At 48.4% G+C, this 18,237-nt stretch carries 15 protein-coding genes; 13 read left to right on the plus strand and 2 right to left on the minus strand.

Features of this window, described 5'->3' with window-relative positions; translation table 11 throughout:
• Positions 1–47: 47 nt before the first annotated feature.
• Together BTA31_RS08245 and BTA31_RS08250 are read right to left on the minus strand one after the other, a co-directional pair.
• Positions 48–1,046, minus strand: coding sequence for an inorganic phosphate transporter (locus BTA31_RS08245; protein ID WP_076790697.1), 999 nt, complete (start codon positions 1,044–1,046; stop codon positions 48–50).
• A gap of 12 nt (positions 1,047–1,058) precedes the next feature.
• On the minus strand, positions 1,059–1,676 hold the full coding sequence (locus tag BTA31_RS08250; RefSeq protein ID WP_003180884.1) for a DUF47 domain-containing protein: 618 nt from the start codon (positions 1,674–1,676) through the stop codon (positions 1,059–1,061).
• Positions 1,677–2,008: 332 nt separating this feature from the next.
• Here BTA31_RS08250 and ggt point away from each other — a divergent pair, with 332 nt between their 5' ends.
• The 13 genes from ggt to BTA31_RS08315 all read left to right on the plus strand — a co-directional run bounded on the left by ggt (position 2,009) and on the right by BTA31_RS08315 (position 18,226).
• Complete coding sequence (gene ggt / locus BTA31_RS08255; protein WP_076790699.1) at positions 2,009–3,766, plus strand: gamma-glutamyltransferase; 1,758 nt, start codon at positions 2,009–2,011, stop codon at positions 3,764–3,766.
• A gap of 137 nt (positions 3,767–3,903) precedes the next feature.
• Positions 3,904–4,548 carry a YesL family protein gene (locus tag BTA31_RS08260; protein ID WP_076790700.1) on the plus strand — a complete coding sequence of 215 codons (645 nt, stop codon included), beginning with the start codon at positions 3,904–3,906 and terminating at the stop codon, positions 4,546–4,548.
• Positions 4,549–4,561: 13 nt separating this feature from the next.
• A complete protein-coding gene (locus BTA31_RS08265; RefSeq protein WP_076790702.1) occupies positions 4,562–6,298 on the plus strand; it encodes a sensor histidine kinase in 1,737 nt (578 codons plus the stop codon).
• Between the two features lie 2 nt (positions 6,299–6,300).
• Positions 6,301–7,467 carry a response regulator gene (locus tag BTA31_RS08270; RefSeq protein ID WP_043925307.1) on the plus strand — a complete coding sequence of 389 codons (1,167 nt, stop codon included), beginning with the start codon at positions 6,301–6,303 and terminating at the stop codon, positions 7,465–7,467.
• Positions 7,468–7,605: 138 nt separating this feature from the next.
• Positions 7,606–8,907 (plus strand): ABC transporter substrate-binding protein, encoded by a 1,302-nt coding sequence (locus BTA31_RS08275; RefSeq protein WP_043925308.1) that lies wholly within the window; start codon positions 7,606–7,608, stop codon positions 8,905–8,907.
• Between the two features lie 34 nt (positions 8,908–8,941).
• Entirely contained in the window at positions 8,942–9,859 is a 918-nt protein-coding gene (locus BTA31_RS08280) for a carbohydrate ABC transporter permease (RefSeq protein WP_193427218.1), read from the plus strand.
• Between the two features lie 87 nt (positions 9,860–9,946).
• Entirely contained in the window at positions 9,947–10,756 is an 810-nt protein-coding gene (locus BTA31_RS08285) for a carbohydrate ABC transporter permease (protein WP_239693160.1), read from the plus strand.
• An 18-nt stretch (positions 10,757–10,774) separates the two neighbouring features.
• The gene (locus BTA31_RS08290) at positions 10,775–11,809 is read left to right on the plus strand and encodes a glycoside hydrolase family 88/105 protein (RefSeq protein WP_076790712.1); all 1,035 of its coding nucleotides are present in this window, start codon (positions 10,775–10,777) and stop codon (positions 11,807–11,809) included.
• A gap of 45 nt (positions 11,810–11,854) precedes the next feature.
• Complete coding sequence (locus BTA31_RS08295) at positions 11,855–14,140, plus strand: helix-turn-helix domain-containing protein (protein ID WP_076790718.1); 2,286 nt, start codon at positions 11,855–11,857, stop codon at positions 14,138–14,140.
• 13 nt (positions 14,141–14,153) lie between these two features.
• Entirely contained in the window at positions 14,154–14,870 is a 717-nt protein-coding gene (locus BTA31_RS08300) for a rhamnogalacturonan acetylesterase (protein WP_076790720.1), read from the plus strand.
• A gap of 19 nt (positions 14,871–14,889) precedes the next feature.
• Positions 14,890–15,549 (plus strand): YesU family protein, encoded by a 660-nt coding sequence (locus tag BTA31_RS08305; protein WP_076790721.1) that lies wholly within the window; start codon positions 14,890–14,892, stop codon positions 15,547–15,549.
• Between the two features lie 14 nt (positions 15,550–15,563).
• Positions 15,564–16,175 carry a YesL family protein gene (locus BTA31_RS08310; RefSeq protein ID WP_076790724.1) on the plus strand — a complete coding sequence of 204 codons (612 nt, stop codon included), beginning with the start codon at positions 15,564–15,566 and terminating at the stop codon, positions 16,173–16,175.
• A gap of 182 nt (positions 16,176–16,357) precedes the next feature.
• Entirely contained in the window at positions 16,358–18,226 is a 1,869-nt protein-coding gene (locus BTA31_RS08315) for a rhamnogalacturonan lyase (RefSeq protein ID WP_076790726.1), read from the plus strand.
• Positions 18,227–18,237 lie beyond the last annotated feature (11 nt).

The following is an 18,237-nucleotide window of genomic DNA, read 5'->3' on the forward strand; positions in this document are numbered from 1 at the left end:
TTTAAACATGAAAACTCCCGTCCTAGATTCGGACGGGAGTGTGCTGATTAAAAGAATAAATCAAGTATGAAATAGGCAAATGCACCGATGGTTGCCGAAATGGGAAGGGTAATGACCCATGTGATCAACATCCGCTTTGCGGTGCCCCAGTTTACGCCTTTCACCCGGTGGGAAGCACCCACACCTAAAATGGATGAAGAAATGACGTGTGTCGTGCTGACAGGCAAATGGACGATCGTCGCACCAAAGATGATGAGGGCTCCCGTCAAATCTGCAGAGACACCATTGACGGGACGGATCTTCATGATTTTTCCGCCGACGGTTTTGATGATTTTCCAGCCGCCGACAGATGTTCCGAGGCCCATGGCCGTGGCGCATGCAAACTGCACCCAGAACGGGATGTCGGTTGTACTGTGCAAGTTACCCGCAATTAAAGCCATCGTAATGATACCCATCGCTTTCTGTGCATCGTTCGTGCCGTGCGTATAGGACTGAATGGCAGCTGTCGCGATTTGAACGCGCCGGAACCGCTTATTCGTTTTTGCCAGATTGCTGTTCTTAAAAATGACTTTGACGATGCTGTAGATCAAATATCCTAAAACAAACGCCAAAATGGGCGATAATATAAGTGCTTCGATAATTTTAATAAATCCGTGGTATTTAATCGCGGCGAATCCTTCCGATGCGATGACAGCTCCGGCAATCGCTCCGATGATCGCGTGGGATGAGCTGCTGGGAATGCCGAAATACCAGGTCACTAGGTTCCATGTAATGCCGGCGATAAGAGCTGCAAGGATCACGACCGATCCGTTTTCCAGCTTGAAAGGGTCGGCGATGTCGCTCGTAATTGTTTTCGCTACGCCTGTGAACGTCATGGCGCCGGCGAAGTTCATGACAGCGGCCATCATAATGGCGTGCCGTGGTTTTAACGCTTTTGTCGATACCGAGGTGGCGATCGCATTTGCCGTATCATGAAAGCCGTTGATAAAGTCAAATGCCAAAGCAAAGATGACAATCAATATGGTTAATACAAATAAAAGATCCATTATAATCCCTCGTTACGCATTTTTCATTATGATGGTTTCTAAATTGTTTGCTACACTTTGGCATGAATCTGCGATTTCTTCAAGCGTCTCATAGATTTCTCTGTACTGGATCACTTTAATCGGATCTGTCTCTTTACCGAAAAGATTTTTCAGCGATTTGCGGTGCAGGTTATCGCAGTTATGTTCGTATTCTTTAATTTTAATGGCGTGCGGCTGAATTTCTTTCAGGCGATTTTCCGCCAGCAATTCAATCGTCACAAGAATTTCTTTTGCGCATTCTCTGATATAGCCGCTGAATTTATCAATATGCTCATCTGAAGATGTGATCGAGAATATTTCCATCATGGCTGAAAAGTGCTCGATGCCGTCGAGTACATCATCGAGACTGTTTGTAAGCTGAAGGATGTCCTCGCGTTCGATCGGCGTGATAAATGCTTTGTTCAGCTCCTTAATCATCGTATGTACATAATTATCTCCTTTTGTCTCATACTCTTTTAAGGTATCCGCGAATTCTTTAAGGGTTGTCTGATTCGTCACTTTATAGTTAACAAAATACTCAGCTGTTTCATCTAAATTTTTTGCAATTTCCGTCAAAAGCACGGAAAACTTGTCCTTTTTTCTTTTCAACATTTGTAACCCTCCATTGTTTAAATGAGACAATGCACACATCAAAATATTATATAACTTTTTGTCGAAAAAAAACAGGTGCAGTCGAAAAAAACCATTTAATTTTAAAATCTTCACACCTTTTAGTTGGGCGCAAGCACCAGCTGCCATCCGGGATTTTATGATGGTAATAGGCGGTTTCTCCTTTTGTGTCATTGTGCCAAAAGAACGGATGACAGGATTTTTTTATGAAATTTGGGAGTTTAGGTTCAAAAAAGTAGAAAATTGAGAGTTTTCCTTATTTTCAGTTCATTTTCCTGTTATAGTAGTAATAAACTGGAAAGGAAGGTGATCTGATGAGACGGTTAGCTTTCTTAGTTGTTGCGTTTTGCTTGGCGGTTGGTTGCTTTTTCAGTCCGGTCTCGAAAGCAGAAGGGGTCATGAGCGGCGGAGATGGTGATAAAGTCGCCGTCGGAAAAGACGGTATGGTGGCTACGGCCCATCCGCTTGCATCAAAAATCGGAGCTGAAGTTTTGAAAAAGGGCGGGAATGCCATTGATGCAGCTATTGCGATCCAGTACGCACTGAATGTAACAGAGCCGATGATGTCGGGAATCGGCGGCGGCGGGTTCATGATGGTCTATGACGGTGAGACGAAGGAAACGTCGATTATCAACAGCAGGGAGCGTGCTCCAGAGGGTGCCAAACCTGACATGTTTTTGGATGAAGACGGAAAGGTGATTCCTTTTTCAGAAAGGTCGAGACACGGAAATGCGGTCGGTGTGCCGGGAACGCTGAAAGGGCTTGAAGCAGCGCATAAAAAGTGGGGAACAAAGAAAATGAAAGACTTGATCTCGCCTTCCATTAAGCTTGCAGAAGAAGGGTTCCCAATCGATTCGGTTTTGGCTGACGCGATAAAGGACCATCAGGACAAGCTGAGCAAAACGGCCGCAAAGGATATTTTCCTTCCGGACGGTGAACCTTTGAAAGAAGGCGATACCCTCGTACAAAAGGATTTGGCCAAGACGTTTAAATTAATACGGAAAGAAGGGTCAAAAGCCTTTTATGATGGAGAAATCGGCCGGGCGATTGCAGATGTCGTGCAGGATTTCGGGGGTTCGATGACACCTGATGACCTGTCCCGCTATGAGGTCACAACAGATAAGCCGATCTGGGGCGAGTACCACGGCTATGATATCGCAAGCATGCCTCCTCCAAGCTCAGGCGGAGTGTTCATGCTGCAGATGCTGAAATTGATTGATGGTTTTCATTTATCGCAATACGATCCAAAATCGTTTGAAAAATATCATCTGCTCGCGGAAACGATGCACCTCTCCTATGCGGACAGGGCGGCATATGCGGGCGATCCGGAATTTGTCGATGTTCCGCTCTCAGGGCTGCTCGATCCCGATTATATTAAGGAGCGGCAGCAGCTGATCAGCCTTGATTCGATGAACCGTGATGTGAAAGCAGGCGATCCATGGAAATACGAGGAGGGAGAGCCGAATTATGAAATCGTGCCTCAGCCTGAAGATAAAACGATCGGGGAGACGACGCATTTTACCGTCACGGATCAGTGGGGCAATGTTGTCTCTTATACGACAACGATTGAACAGCTTTTTGGAACGGGGATTTTAGTGCCCGGGTACGGACTGTTTTTAAACAATGAACTGACCGATTTTGATGCGGTTCCAGGCGGAGCCAACGAAGTGCAGCCGAATAAAAGGCCGCTTTCAAGCATGACGCCGACGATCGTGTTTAAAGACGAAAAACCGGTGCTGACTGTCGGTTCCCCGGGCGGCACGACGATCATTGCTTCCGTTTTCCAGACGATCTTGAATTATTTTGAGTACGGCATGAGCCTTCAGGATGCGATTGAAGAGCCGAGAATCTATACGAACAGCCTGACTTCGTACCGCTATGAATCCGGAATGCCGGAGGATGTCAGACTGAAGCTCAATGACTTCGGCCACAGATTCGGTGCGAATCCGGTTGATATCGGCAATGTCCAAAGCATTTTCATTGACCGGGAGAACAAAACGTTTATGGGGGTTGCCGATTCAAGCAGAAACGGAACGGCGGTCGGCGTCAACATTAAAACATCGGCTAAATAGCGGAAACAAGGCTTGGTCTAGGGCTTTTAGATCAAGCCTTCTTCCGTCTGTCAGCGAGAGGGGAAAAGAGGATTTTTTTCGAAAGAAGAGAAATATATTTTTTGTAAGCGTTTACTAAGTAGTGAAGGAGGGATACCATGATTCACACGTTGGCAAATGGATTTTACCGATTTTGCGAGTGGGTGATGCGGCTCGCCTATTTGAATCTGCTGTGGATCGGTTTTACACTGGCGGGAGCAGTCATCTTCGGTTTAGCGCCGGCGACTGCCGCGATGTTCGCTGTGACAAGACAGTGGGCGCTGGGAAACACGGATATTCCGGTGTTTCAGACGTTTTTTCAGGCGTTTAAAAAGAAATTGGCTAAATCAAGCATTCTCGGTTTGATATTGGGCTTGGTCGGCTTATTGCTGTTTGTTGATTTTCAAATTGCTGTCGTCTATTTTCACGATCAGCCAGTGTTTTTAAGCCTGTTCATCAGTTTGTTTATCATTTATGCCATCATCCTCTTATACGCTTTTCCAATCGATGTCCACTACGATTTAAAACGGATTGCAGTGCTGAAATACAGCTTCATCATCGGATTTTCCCGTCCGCTCACCTCGTTTTTCATGCTGATCAGCGCGTTTGGCATGATTCTGCTCGCTTTATTTCATGTCACATTTCTTTTGTTTTTCAGCGGCAGTGCTTTAAGTTTCATTTTGACGAAGCTCTCGTTTCAGGCGTTCCGTGCAATCGATGGGCGCCGGACAGACAAGCAGGCTGCCGTCACACGCTTGAAATGAAGGTGTTCGTTCGGTGAACCGGTTTCAGCATTTGAAAATTAAAGATCAATTGTTTATTTTGATTTCACTGATCATGGCCGTTTCGCTCATCCTGATCTTGAGCGGCGTTCAATACGCGTTCCGTGTATATGACCAGCAGATATACAGGAAGTCGTCACAGGTGCTGATGTTATCATCAAAAAGCATTGAAGATGAATTGAAAAAGATTGAGGATGTGTCATATCAAATCACCACTGACGCGGACATCCAAGCGAACCTTCTGAAAGCCGGCCGGGGCCAAAACAAATACGGGCGCTACCGGATGAAAAGCAAAATTTGGGATAAGCTGGCCGAATATACCGGCTCTAAGCGGTACATTAAATCGATTCATTTGTTTGATGCTTCCGGCACCGAGTATTCCGCAGGAGCGAATTTAACCGAAGCATTGCGGGAGCAAAAGAATGCGCTGATCGAAAAAGCGTCGCGTCAAAAAGGCAGCAACACGTGGGAGCCTATGCCGGGTGAAACCGGCGAGCTGTTATCCGTCCGGGAAATCCGCTCCTATGAGCGTTTAAACCTTGACCACCTGGGAACAGTGGTGATTGTCGCTGATTTAAAACGGGTCATTGGCGACCTTCCGAAAGACTGGGGGGAAGGCGCGGGAAAGATTGCGATGTCGGACGGACGGGAGCTGTTTTTTTCTGAAATGCCTTTCAGCCAAACTGATGGACTCCGTTTATCTTCTCATGCAGAAAACGGATATGACATTGTGGAGGAAAACGGCCAGCGCTTTTTCGTTTCATATGTCAAATCAGCGTATAAAAATTGGACGTATTGGAGTCTGATCCCCTTTGATGCTATGTTTTCGAAAATCTCTGCGATGAAGACGATCCTGATTTCCCTTTTTATCCTCTTCTTTCTGATTGCGGTTCTTTTTGGAAGAAAAATGGCCAGGGGCATTACGAGCCCGATTGAGAAGCTGGTGGCGGCCATGAAAAATGTCCAAACCGGCGATTTTAAACTGGCGCCGCTTACTCGTGCTCCTTTAGACCGGCAGGATGAAGTCAGCGTCTTAAACCGCAACTTTTTTACAATGGTTGAACGGATCAATGAACTGATTGCCGAGAACTACAAGAAGCAGCTCATGCTGAAAGAGACGGAATTCAAAGCGCTTCAGGCGCAAATCAACCCCCACTTTTTATACAACACGCTCGAATCGATCAACTGGCTGGCAAAAACGAACCGGCAGCCGCAAATTTCAAAGATGACGGAATCTCTCGGGTTTTTGCTCAGGAATGCCATCAATATGAAAACCGACGTGCTGACGATCGAGGAAGAAGCTGAAATCGTGCGCCACTATTTTACCATTCAGCGGTTTCGCTTTGAGGAGCGGCTTGTTTTTGAGCTCGACATTGAGCCATCGGTGAAAAAATGCCGCATCCCTAAGCTTGTTCTCCAGCCTTTGGCTGAAAATGCGATTACATATTGTCTTGAGCCTTTCATTGAACCTTGCCATATTCAAATCAAAGCATATCAAAAAGGAGGGTTTGTTTATTTAACGGTTGCCGACAACGGCCCGGGCATGGATGAAGACTTTTTGGAAAAAGCGAGAAAGGAGCTTGTCCGGACAAGGGGCAGAGGAATCGGGCTGCAAAATATCGATGAACGCATTCAGCTGATGTTTGGCAAAGGGTACGGCTTGACGATTTCAAGCGAAAAGAACAAGGGAACCGAAATGATGATTAAAATACCATTTCAAAGCGGGGTGTGATGATGTATAAAGTGCTGTTGGCGGACGATGAACGGATTATTCTTGACGGCATCTCCAGCATGATCGAGTGGAATTCGTTCGGGACGTCTTTAATCGGAGCCGCCCAAAACGGGATTGACGCTTACCGCCTGATTATGGAAGAGCGGCCTGACATTGTGATTAGCGATATTAAAATGCCTGGGATGGGAGGGCTCGAACTGATCGAAAAAGTGTCCCGCGACCACCCGTCAATCCGGTTTATTTTGCTGACGGGCTTCGGTCAGTTTGAATATGCAAAAAAAGCGATGTCATACGGAGTCAGGCATTATTTGCTCAAACCCTGCAATGAGAGCCATATTACAGATTCGCTTCAAAGCGTGATCGGCGAGCTGAAAAAAGAGGAATCGGCGCAAAAAGTGAAAACCGATCTGGAGATGATGAAGCCGCATCTTATGAAGCAGATGTTAAAAGAGCTGATTACGGGCGGCCGCTTCGAGGATGAAGCGTGCCTGCGCTTCTTTTCAGAGCAAAAGGTCATCAGGCTGATCCTGTTTTCCGTCCGGGACGGGGAGGATAAAGATTATGCTCATGGCGTTGAGTCCATTGCGGATGAGGTGCTGAACGGTTCTGTCATCGCTTCGGCCCGCGTTCACCAAGTGCTTGTCTGTGCAATAGACGGAGCATTGGCTCCTGCCGTGCTTGAGGAAAAAATGAAAAGCGTCCAAGAGCTTTCACGCCGCCTGCTCCGATTTGAACCTGAGATATCACTCAGCGAAAGCGGCAATATTAGCGAAGCCTCCTTCTTGTACGAAAAGGCATACGCAAAGATCGCCCAAGATGAAGGGGAGACATCGGTTTTAATTGGGAGGGTGCTCGATCTCATCGAAAAGGAAGCCTCAAATCCGAAGCTTTCGCTAAAATGGGCAGCCCGCAACATGCTGTACATGAACCCCGATTATCTCGGCAAGCTGTTTAAACAGGAAACCGGTGAGAAGTTTTCAAGCTATGTCGCAAAGGTGCGCATCGAAAAAGCGATCGCGAAGATGAAGAAGTCTAAAAACACGGCCATCGGCACGCTGGCAGAGGAACTGGGGTTTGGCCACAATCCGAAATACTTCAGTCTTGTCTTTAAAAAATACACGGGACTCACCCCGTCAGAATTTCGAAAAAAAGAAGAAAACACATTTTAATGCCGCCGGTCCTATCCGGCGGTTTTTTGCGGATTGACGGAATCTCTGTTTTTTTAACATTTTTCTCTGTTTTTTGAGTTTTTGGGACAGAAAGTTGAATTTAAAATGAAATGTAAGCACTTACAAATTAAGGGGGGAATGTTGATGAGAAAGTTTGTGTGTTTCTCTTTTTGCATTTTGCTGATGCTCGGCCTGTTCGGATGCAGTTCAAACACTGAAGAGGCGGCCGGTGCGGACGGCAAAAAGAAGGTTACCTTGAGGGTCGCATGGTGGGGCGGACAGCCTCGGCATGATTATACATCAAAAATCATCGAGCTGTATGAAAAGGAACATCCGCATGTCAAAATCGAAGCGGAGTTTGCAAATTGGGACGATTATTGGAAAAAGCTTGCCCCGATGTCCGCGGCGGGCCAGCTGCCCGATGTGATTCAGATGGATATGGCGTATCTCTCCCAATACGGCAAGAAAGGCCAGCTTGAAGATCTGACTCCGTATGTCAAGGACGGGACGATCAATACCGAAGCGATTGATGAAAAGACGATCAAAGGCGGCAAAATCGGTGATCAGTTATACGGCTTCCCGCTCGGTGTGAATGTGCTGTCGGTGATAACCAATGACGACATGCTAAAAGAAGCGGGCGTTGAGATTGACGACGGCAGCTGGACGTGGACCGATTTTGAAAACCTGGCGCTGAAGGTCGAGGAGAAGACAGGGCAATACGGTTCAAACGGCATGCATCCGCCTGATGTCTTTTTCCCGTACTACCTGAGGACGAAGGGCGAGCGCTTTTATAAAGAGGACGGCACAGGCCTTGCTTATTCAGACGACAAGCTGTTTGTCGACTACTTCAAGCGGCAGGTGAAGCTCGTCGATAAAAAAGCTTCGCCGACGCCTGATGAAAGCGCGCAAGTGAAAGGAATGGAGGACGATTTTATCGTCAAAGGCCGAACGGCTGCAACATGGAATTATTCAAATCAGTTTGCGGCGTTCGCCCAGCTGACCGATGCGCCCCTGTCATTAAAACTGCCTCCTGAACAAGGGAAAGAAAAGGCGCTGTTTTTAAAGCCGAGCATGCTGTTTTCAATTCCGAAAAGCTCCGAGCAAAAAAAAGAAGCGGCAGCATTCATCGACTTCTTTATTAACAATGAAAAAGCCAATGCCCTGATCAAAGGAGAAAGAGGCGTGCCGGTTTCCTCCAAAATAGCGGAAACGGTGAAGTCAGAACTGAGTGAAGAGGAGAAAAAGATTTTCGAATATGTCGAACGTGCTTCAGAGTACGCGGGGGAAGCGGAACCGCCTGAACCGATCGGTAGCGCCGAAGTCATCAAGCTGTTAAAAGACACGTCAGACCAAATTTTGTTTAAAAAGATCACGCCTGAAGAAGGAGCCGCGAAGTTCAGAAAAGAAGCGGACGCCATACTGAAAAGAAATCAACAATGATAAGCGGGGCAAGTGGAGGAAGGCCGCTCATCAATTGCAGGAGGAAGTGAACGTGAAGCGAAAAAAAAGAATTGACAATTTGGCGGGTTATGCCTTTATTTCCCCGTTTATTATCGGATTTTTGTGCTTTACCGTCATTCCGATGGGAGCCTCGCTGTTTCTGTCTTTTACGAGCTATGATCTGTTCACCCCGCCCAAATGGGTCGGCATTGACAATTATAAGGCGATGCTGACCGATGATGAAAAATACTGGGGCTCGCTGAAAGTGACGTTTTATTACGTGCTCGCCGGTGTTCCACTGCGCCTCGCGTTTGCGCTCTTCATCGCGGTGATTTTGAACAGAGCCGAAAAAGGTGTCGGCATTTACCGGACGCTCTTTTATCTCCCGTCGATTATCGGCGGCAGTGTGGCGGTTGCGATTATGTGGCGCAATGTATTTGGCAATGACGGTGTCATCAATGCGCTTTTGTTCTTCCTCGGTTTTGACAAGAAAATTCTTTGGTATCAGAACCCGACAAGCGCATTGTGGACCTTGATTCTTTTGTCGGTGTGGCAGTTCGGCTCTTCCATGCTGATCTTTCTTGCCGGATTGAAAAATATCCCGCCGATGTATCAGGAAGCGGCAAGCGTCGATGGTGCAAACAGGTTTCAGCGTTTTTTTCTCATTACGCTCCCGCTTCTCAGCCCGATCATCTTTTTTAACTTGGTGATGCAGACCATTTCAGCCTTCATGACCTTTACGCCGGCCTACATTATTTCAAAAGGGGAAGGCGGGCCGCTTGACGGGACGCTTCTGTATTCCCTCTATTTGTTCCAGCGGGCCTTTAACTTTTTCCAAATGGGCTACGCATCGGCGATGGCATGGGTGATGCTGATTCTGATCGGCCTTGTCACATTCATATTGTTCAAAACTTCATCCTTATGGGTGCATTACGAATCGAAGGAGGAGTAGCTGGTGGAGCCGATTAAAGACATTTCGGGGCGGGCGGCGCCTGCCCCGCTTCCTGCAGGAAATGGAAAGAAAACAGCCGGGCATCTTGTGTTTCATATCGCGACGGCCGGTCTTGCGATCATCCTTTTGTATCCCGTTATCTGGCTGATCGCAAGCTCGTTTAAAGAAAGTGCAAGCATATTCGCCACATCCCATTCGCTCATCCCGGACCCTTTGATCCTGTCCAATTATACGGAGGGCTGGAAAGGGATCGCCGGACAGCCGTTCATCACATTTATTAAAAATTCGCTTATCATCGTCGGCCTCTCGACGGTCGGCGCGGTCTTGTCCTCTGCGTTCATCGCTTACGGATTCGCGCGGATTCCGTTTAAAGGGAAGGCATTCTGGTTTAGCTGCATGATGGTGACGATGATGCTGCCTCACGAGGTGCTGATGATTCCGCAATATATCATTTTTGCAAAGCTGGATTGGCTGAATTCATTCAAGCCGATCGTTGTTCCCCAATTTTTCGGGCACGCGTTTTTTATCTTTCTGATGATTCAGTTCATCAGGACGATCCCGGCAGAACTCGATGAAGCGGCAAAGATTGACGGCTGCAGCCGTCTCGGCATCTTTTTCAGAATCATTTTGCCATTGATCGCTCCGGCGCTTGCGACGTCCGCCATCTTCTCGTTTTACTGGAAGTGGGAGGAGCTGATCAATCCGCTTCTTTACTTGAACAAGCCGGAGCTTTACCCGGTTTCTCTGGCATTAAAGCTGTTTTTAGATACGGAAACGGCGTCTAACTGGGGGGCGATGTTTGCGATGTCAGTCGTCTCACTCATCCCGGTGATTCTCGTGTTTTTCGTCTTTCAAAAATCGATCGTCCAAGGCATCAGCATGAGCGGATTAAAATAAAAAAGGAGAGAAGAGTGCATGACAAAGCTTGTTTTTGATGAAGAAAAACTCAATGAAGTGATCGACAGAATCGTCAAGCGGACATTTGAGATGGATTTCGAATGGGATTGGCCGGGCGGCGTCGCGTTTTACGGTGTGGCTGAGGCGTATGAAGCAACCGAAAATGACGAATACCTCGAGCTTTTGAAAAACTGGACGGATGAAAAGCTTGAAGACGGCTTGCCTAAGCTGTCGATCAACGGGGTATCCATCGGCCATACCCTTCTGTCGCTCTACCAGGCGACAGGAGATGACCGTTATCTTGACACCGCCCGGCAAATGGCGGACTATGTGCTTCACGATGCGCCTCGGTTCGCAGACGGGGTTTTGCAGCACACCGTCAACTCAGAGAAACATGTATTCCCTGAACAGGCATGGGTCGATACGATGATGATGGCGGGCTTGTTCCTTCTCCGAATCGGAAAACTTGTCGGCAGCGAGGAATATTTTGAAGACGGGCTCCGCCAGTATCACGGCCATGAAGAATTTTTGCAGGATATGGAGACCAATCTCTATTATCACGGATGGGATCATGTGGCTAAAAACAATCTGTCAGGCATATTTTGGGGAAGGGGAAACGGATGGGCAGCTTTGACGATGGCAAAAGCGCTCCCTTTGATCGACGTTACGCATCCTTCATATATGATCATTGACGGTTCACTCCGAGACTTGTTGAGCGCGCTTGTCAGGCTTCAGCATCCTTCTGGCTTATGGCACACCGTACTGACGGATCCGGATTCATATCTTGAAGTGTCAGGATCTGCGGGGATTGCTTCCGGCCTGCTGTCCAGAGGCTCGCTATACCATAAATCCGTTCAGAAGGCGCTCTCAGCCATTACAGATGCGGTTGCGCCTGACGGAAGGGTGGAACGCGTTTCCGCGGGCACAGCGGTGATGCGGGATGCGCAGGGTTACAAAGACGTTCCGTATAAACGGATTCAAGGCTGGGGACAGGGGCTTGCCCTGACCTTTTTGGCCGATGTCGTCCGCTCCAAGTCGCGCGCGTTCCAATAGAAATTGAAAAAGAAACATTCTTTTCATTGCAGTGGGGGGAGAGGGATGAAAAAGCTGCATCAAAGATATGTTTCACGGCGTAAAGGGAGTTTTTTTAAAAAAAGCTTTGTGCTGATCCTGCTGATTGCATGTATTCCCGGCTTATTGACGGGTGCAGGAATCTATTTGTTTTCGGCTGCAAAAATTGAAAAAGAGCTCCAACATCTGCACGAGAACCAGGTGAAGCGCCAAATCAGCCAAATCGATGACAAGCTGGAAGGGCTAGAAATCATGCTCTCCCAGCTTGCATATGATTCGCGACTGATGAACGGTCTGGCCGATGCCGATCTGCAAACGGACTTTCAAACGACGTACAGGCTCTCAAAATCGCTGTTTTTGCTTCAGGATCAAAATCCGCTCATTCACAAGGTTGAACTGTTCATTCAAGGGAAGGAGCCGATTCTCTTAAATCCGGAATACAGCGGAATGACCGACCGGAAAATCTTAAAGGCCTATCATTCACTGCTTAAAGACGATCAAAACGTTTATTGGAAAGACATGAGAGGAGCTCCTGCCGGAATGGCGCTTGTCCACAAAATTCCGGGAGGCATCTCAGAACCGTTCGGCGCGCTGATTTTGACGCTTGACCAAAGAGAAATGGAGCATTTGCTGGAAAGTCTTTCACCTTATTCAAAGGGAACAGCGCTCCTCTTTCATCATAACCAGAAGCCCGTTTTTTCTGGAAGCAAACGCGGCAAAATCAATTTTGAAAGCGTTTTAAAAAGGAGGCTTGAGAAACAAAAGAAGCAACAGGGTTCCTTTGTTATGGATTGGAAGGGAGGGGTGTATTCCGTTTCATACGGACGAATGGACAGATTGAACCAGGAATGGACCTATGTCTCGGCTTCACCGATGTCGGCGATTACGGCTCCGGTGTTGTTTTTATCAAAGCTCATCGCGTCGGTCAGCATCGCCGGGATCGTTCTTGCCTTCATTCTGGCATGGTATGCGTCACACAAAATTTATTCACCTGTCGCAAGGCTGATCAAGCTCTGCTCAGGAGAGGGAAAGGCCGCCCATTTTCCTGATGAATTTCATTGGCTCGAGAAGCGCTGGGAAGACCTGTCAGAGGAAAGCGGCAGACTGAAAAAGGAAATCCCCCAGGCTGCAAACGTTTTTTTTCAGCGCCTTTTAAGCGGATACTTTGCAGATGAATCAGAGAGGAATTTGAGAGATCGTCTGAAAAGGTGGGGCTGGGAAGCGAAAGACAATGTGTTTACCATCATCGATGTCCAGCTGACGGGACTCTACGAAGGAAACGGATCTTTTACAAAAAAGGATGAAAGTCTGGCGGGCTTTCTGTTGGGCAACATTACGCGCGAACTGGCTGGAAGGACATTCAAACATATTTATATGAGCGATGTCCGTTCGTTATCGCTCGCGGTGCTGCTGATGAGCGGCAGGAAAACAGCCTTCAAGGAAGAAATCGCACAATTTGTGCGTGAGCTGACAGATGTGATCTACGGCGTATCCAGACTCCACGTCACAGTGACGGTATCAAAAAATGCTGACATGTTAAAAGACATTCCCGGCATTTATGAAGAGGTGAAAGAAGGCAGGCATTACAGACAGTTCGAAAACGCCAGCCAGGTGATCGATTTAAGCCGGCGGGAAGACATGCCTCCTGCTGAATCATACTATCCGTTCGCCCTTGAAAAAGAGGTCGTCAGGGCGTTACGGCTTGAAGAAAGGGATGAAGTCGAAAGGCGGATCAGGATGTTCATCCGGGAGCTGTCTGAAAAAGGAAAGACGGAAATCCGCATCCAGCCGGGCATGATGCAGCTGTTCGCAAAGATTCAGGAAGAGATCTTTCAGTCCGGTCTTCACCCTTATGAATTGTTCAGCCGAAAAAATCTGCTGCAGGAGCTTTCAGAGCTGAGGGAGCCGGAAAGGGCCGTCGGCTGGATAATGGAGCGTATCGTAAGCCCGTATCTTAAAGAAATGGAAGGCAGGAAAAACAGACAGCAAAAACGGCTTGTCGAACAGGTGCTTGAGATGATTCATCAGCATTATATGAACGATATCTCGCTTGAAAGCTGCGCTGATCAAGCCGGGACGAATTCGTATACGCTGAGCAAAGCTTTCAAACAAGTAACCGGTATCAATTTTATCGACTATGTTACCCGTCTCAGAATCGAAAAAGCGAAAGAGCTCCTTCTTGAAACGAATAAAAAAATCCATGACGTTTCTGAAGAGGTCGGCTACAGACACAGCTATTTCAACCGGATTTTCAAGAAGCAGGTCGGCATTCCGCCGAGCCGCTACAGGCAGATTCATCAGGAATCTTCGTGAAAGGGAGAGTGCTATGAAACGAACAGACAAAAAGCCAAAAGTGACAGTATATTTGGCCGGGGACTCGACCGTCGCAGACTGTCCCCCGCATGAAGCGCCGATGGCCGGCTGGGGACAGGTGCTTCCGCTGTTTTTCTCAGATGAGGCGGCGGTTGTGAATATGGCAAAAGGCGGGGCCAGTTCGAACAGCTTCATTGATGAAGGCCGGCTCGATGATATCACAGATCGGCTTGAGGCTGGTGATTATGTGTTGATCCAGTTCGGCCACAACGATCAAAAGCCGTACGGAACAGACCCGTATACAACCTATCAGGAGCATCTTGTCCGCTATGTGGAAGCGGTTCGTGAAAAACAGGCGACTCCGGTTTTGATCACTTCCGCAGAGCGCAGACGTTTTGATCAAAACGGAAAGCCCGCCGACACACTCGGGGATTTTCCGAAAGCGATGAAGGCGCTCGCTGACAGCTTCGACGTTCCGCTGATCGATTTATGGTCCAAAACAAAAACGCTCTATGAATCTCTCGGAATCAAAGGTTCAAAACGGCTGTTTGTCCACTTTCAGCCGCATGAGCATCCTCATTATCCGAATGGAATCGAAGACAATACCCATTTTTCCGAAGCAGGGGCCCGTCAAGTCGCCAGGCTGGTAACAGAAGGAATCAGAGAGCTTGGTCTGCCTCTATCGGCTTATCTTCATTGTGAAAGGAGCGATTTCCGTGCCGGAGTGTAATGTAAGAGAAGGAAGCCTGATGTATCAAAACCCTTTATCATCCCCTGAAGATCTCCGCGACTGGGTGATGGAAGGGAAAGGAATCACTCGTTTTCCGCACGGCCGCATGCATATGGAGAACGAACTCGACGCTGAGCAATATGGAGACGATGCCCATTTTGTTTACTGGTGTCCTGAGACATTCCCTGATGGAATTGTTGTGAAGTGGGATTTCTACCCTGTGCGGGAACCTGGCTTATGCATGACATTTTTTGCAGCCGCCGGCATGAACGGGGAAGATTTATTTGACGGGCGGCTGGCGGAGAGAACAGGGAAATATCCGCAATATCATTCAGGGGACATCAACACATTGCACCTGTCGTATTTCAGACATAAGCATGCTGATGAAAGAGCATTCCGAACATGCAACCTCAGGAAAAGCCGCGGATTTCACCTCGTCTGTGAGGGAGCCGATCCGCTTCCGCCCGCTGCTGACGCTTTGCCTCCTTACCGGATGAAGCTCATCAAGGACGGGGCATGCGTTCATTTTTCAATCAACGGGCTGCCCATTTTGGAATGGACGGACGACGGCAGGCGTTTCGGTCCTGTTTACGGCGCAGGAAAAATCGGCTTCAGACAAATGGCTCCGCTGAAAGCAGCCTATGCCAACTTTGAAGTGCGCAGGCTGCTGCGCGGCTGAAAGGAGGATCGGGCATGCGGGAAAAAGGCGTGATGGCGATGATGTACGGCGCTTGTGAAGCGATCATGAAAATCGCCTGGCTGAACGGGCTCTGGGTTTTATTCACGCTGGGAGGAGGCATTGTTTTCGGCTGGGCTCCGAGCACGGCTGCGATGTTCACGGTTGTGCGCAAGTGGCTGCTCGGCCGGCCGGACGCACCCGTATTCAAAACGTTTTATCAAACGTATAAAAAAGAATTTTTCAAAACAAACGGACTTGGCTTCATCCTCATCGCCGCCGGAACAATTTTATTCGTAAACTATCAATTTTTCCGAGTCCGTGCGGATTTATTTTCGATCATGATCAGCTATGCCACACTGATCGCCGGGCTGATGTATTTCGTGGTTTTCGTTTATATTTTTCCGCTTTACGTTCATGTTCAGTTGCCGTTTGTCCGCTATTTTTCACAGGCTGCGCTGATCGGTCTCGTTCGCCCTTTGACGACGGCCGGAATGGCAGCTGCAGGAGGCTTGGTCGTTTATGTGCTGATGACGGTTCCGGGTCTGATCCCATTTTATGGTGTCAGTTTGTTTGCTCTTGTATCGATGTTCATCGCACATCGCTGTTTTTTGCGTTTGGAAGGCTAGCTGCACCGTGCAAAAATGAGAAAAGTGAGCAAAAAAGGATCAATTGTGAAGGCTGAACCGCTAAAAGCCGGACTTGAACACATCTTTTCCCTTCGGCAAAAAAGTGCAATTGAATAAAAATGGAAGCCGTAATAGAATCCCTTTTAAGTAAGCGCTTACAAAAATAGCGAAGGGAGAAGATGATGAAGAAAGGAAAGAAAAGGTGGAAGAAACTGTTGGCCGCGTCATCTATTATATTCATCACGCTTGTGACCGGCTTCTCGGAACGAGCGGAAGCAGACGGGCGGACGGCTGCGCAGGCAAGGCAAATGGAATCGCTGAACCGGGGGCTTGTCGCTGTTAAAACGGGTAATGGTGTTTTTGTCAGCTGGCGGCTGCTCGGAACCGAGCCGTCTTCTGTTTCATTTAATGTGTATCGAAACGGAAAGAAGCTGAACGGTTCCCCGATTACATCGAGCACAAACTATCAGGATGCGGGCGGGGATTCGAATGCCGTTTATCAAGTGCGCGCCGTTTTAAACGGCATGGAGCAGGCTCCTTCTGAATCCGTCGGCGTTTGGAATAAACAATACAAATCTGTTCCGCTGCAAAAACCGGCCGGAGGAAAAACGCCTGATGGAGTGTCATACACATACAGCGCCAATGATGCGAGCGTCGGCGACCTTGATGGAGACGGCCAATATGAAATCATTCTCAAGTGGGATCCTTCCAATTCAAAGGATAATTCACAGGACGGATACACGGGAGATGTGCTGATTGACGCATACAAGCTTGACGGCACCATGATGTGGAGAATCAACCTTGGCAAAAACATTCGCGCCGGCGCCCATTATACGCAGTTTCTCGTCTATGACTTTGACGGCGACGGAAAAGCGGAAATTGCCATGAAGACGGCCGACGGGACGAAAGACGGCAAGGGAAAGGTGATCGGCAATGCAAACGCCGATTATCGCAATGCCCAAGGCAGAATTTTGTCAGGGCCCGAATATTTGACGGTTTTTAAAGGCGATACAGGCGCTGAGCTTACAACAGTCAACTACGAACCCGCCCGGGGAAATGTAGCCGATTGGGGAGACAGCTACGGCAACAGGGTTGACCGCTTTCTGGCCGGTGTCGCATACCTTGACGGGGAGCGGCCGAGCTTTGTCATGGCACGCGGGTATTACACGAGAACAGTGCTTGTCGCTTACAACTTCAGAGGCGGAAAGCTGACCAAGCTGTGGACGTTCGATTCGGATGCTCCCGGAAATGGCGCCTATGCCGGTCAAGGCAACCACAGTTTGAGCGTCGCTGATGTTGACGGAGATGGAAAGGACGAGATCATATACGGAGCGATGGCTGTCGATCATGACGGAAAAGGCCTCTACTCAACCGGATGGGGGCATGGGGATGCTATGCACACAGGGAACCTGGACCCGTCAAGACCGGGACTGGAAGTCTTTCAAGTGCATGAAAACAGCAATTCTCCTTATGGGTTATCCTTCCGGGATGCGAAAACAGGAAAGATCATCTGGGGAGTTCACGCAGGTAAGGATGTCGGACGCGGAATGGCCGCTGATATCGATCCGCGCTACGAAGGAGCGGAAGTATGGGCGAACGGCGGTCTTTATACGGCAAAAGGTGTAAAAATCGGCAACACATTGCCTTCATCAACGAACTTCGGTATCTGGTGGGACGGCGATCTCCAAAGAGAGCTTCTGGACAGCAACAGAATTGATAAATGGGATTATCGAAATTCGCGAACCGTCAACTTACTGACAGCGTCCGGAGCGTCGGCGAATAACGGAACAAAAGCGACGCCGTCCCTGCAGGCTGACATTCTCGGAGACTGGCGTGAAGAAGTGGTCTGGCGAGCGGATGACAGCAGCGAATTGCGCATTTACACGACGACAGATGTGACGGGACACCGCATGTATACGCTGATGCATGATGCAGTTTATCGCCTCGGGATCGCCTGGCAGAATGTCGGCTACAACCAGCCGCCGCACACCGGCTTTTATTTAGGCGAAGGCATGCAGACACCGGAGAAGCCGAACATTTATACACGCTGATGAAAAAGGGG

Origin of the sequence: Bacillus haynesii, assembly GCF_001969855.1 — a bacterium.
Classification (GTDB): domain Bacteria; phylum Bacillota; class Bacilli; order Bacillales; family Bacillaceae; genus Bacillus; species Bacillus haynesii.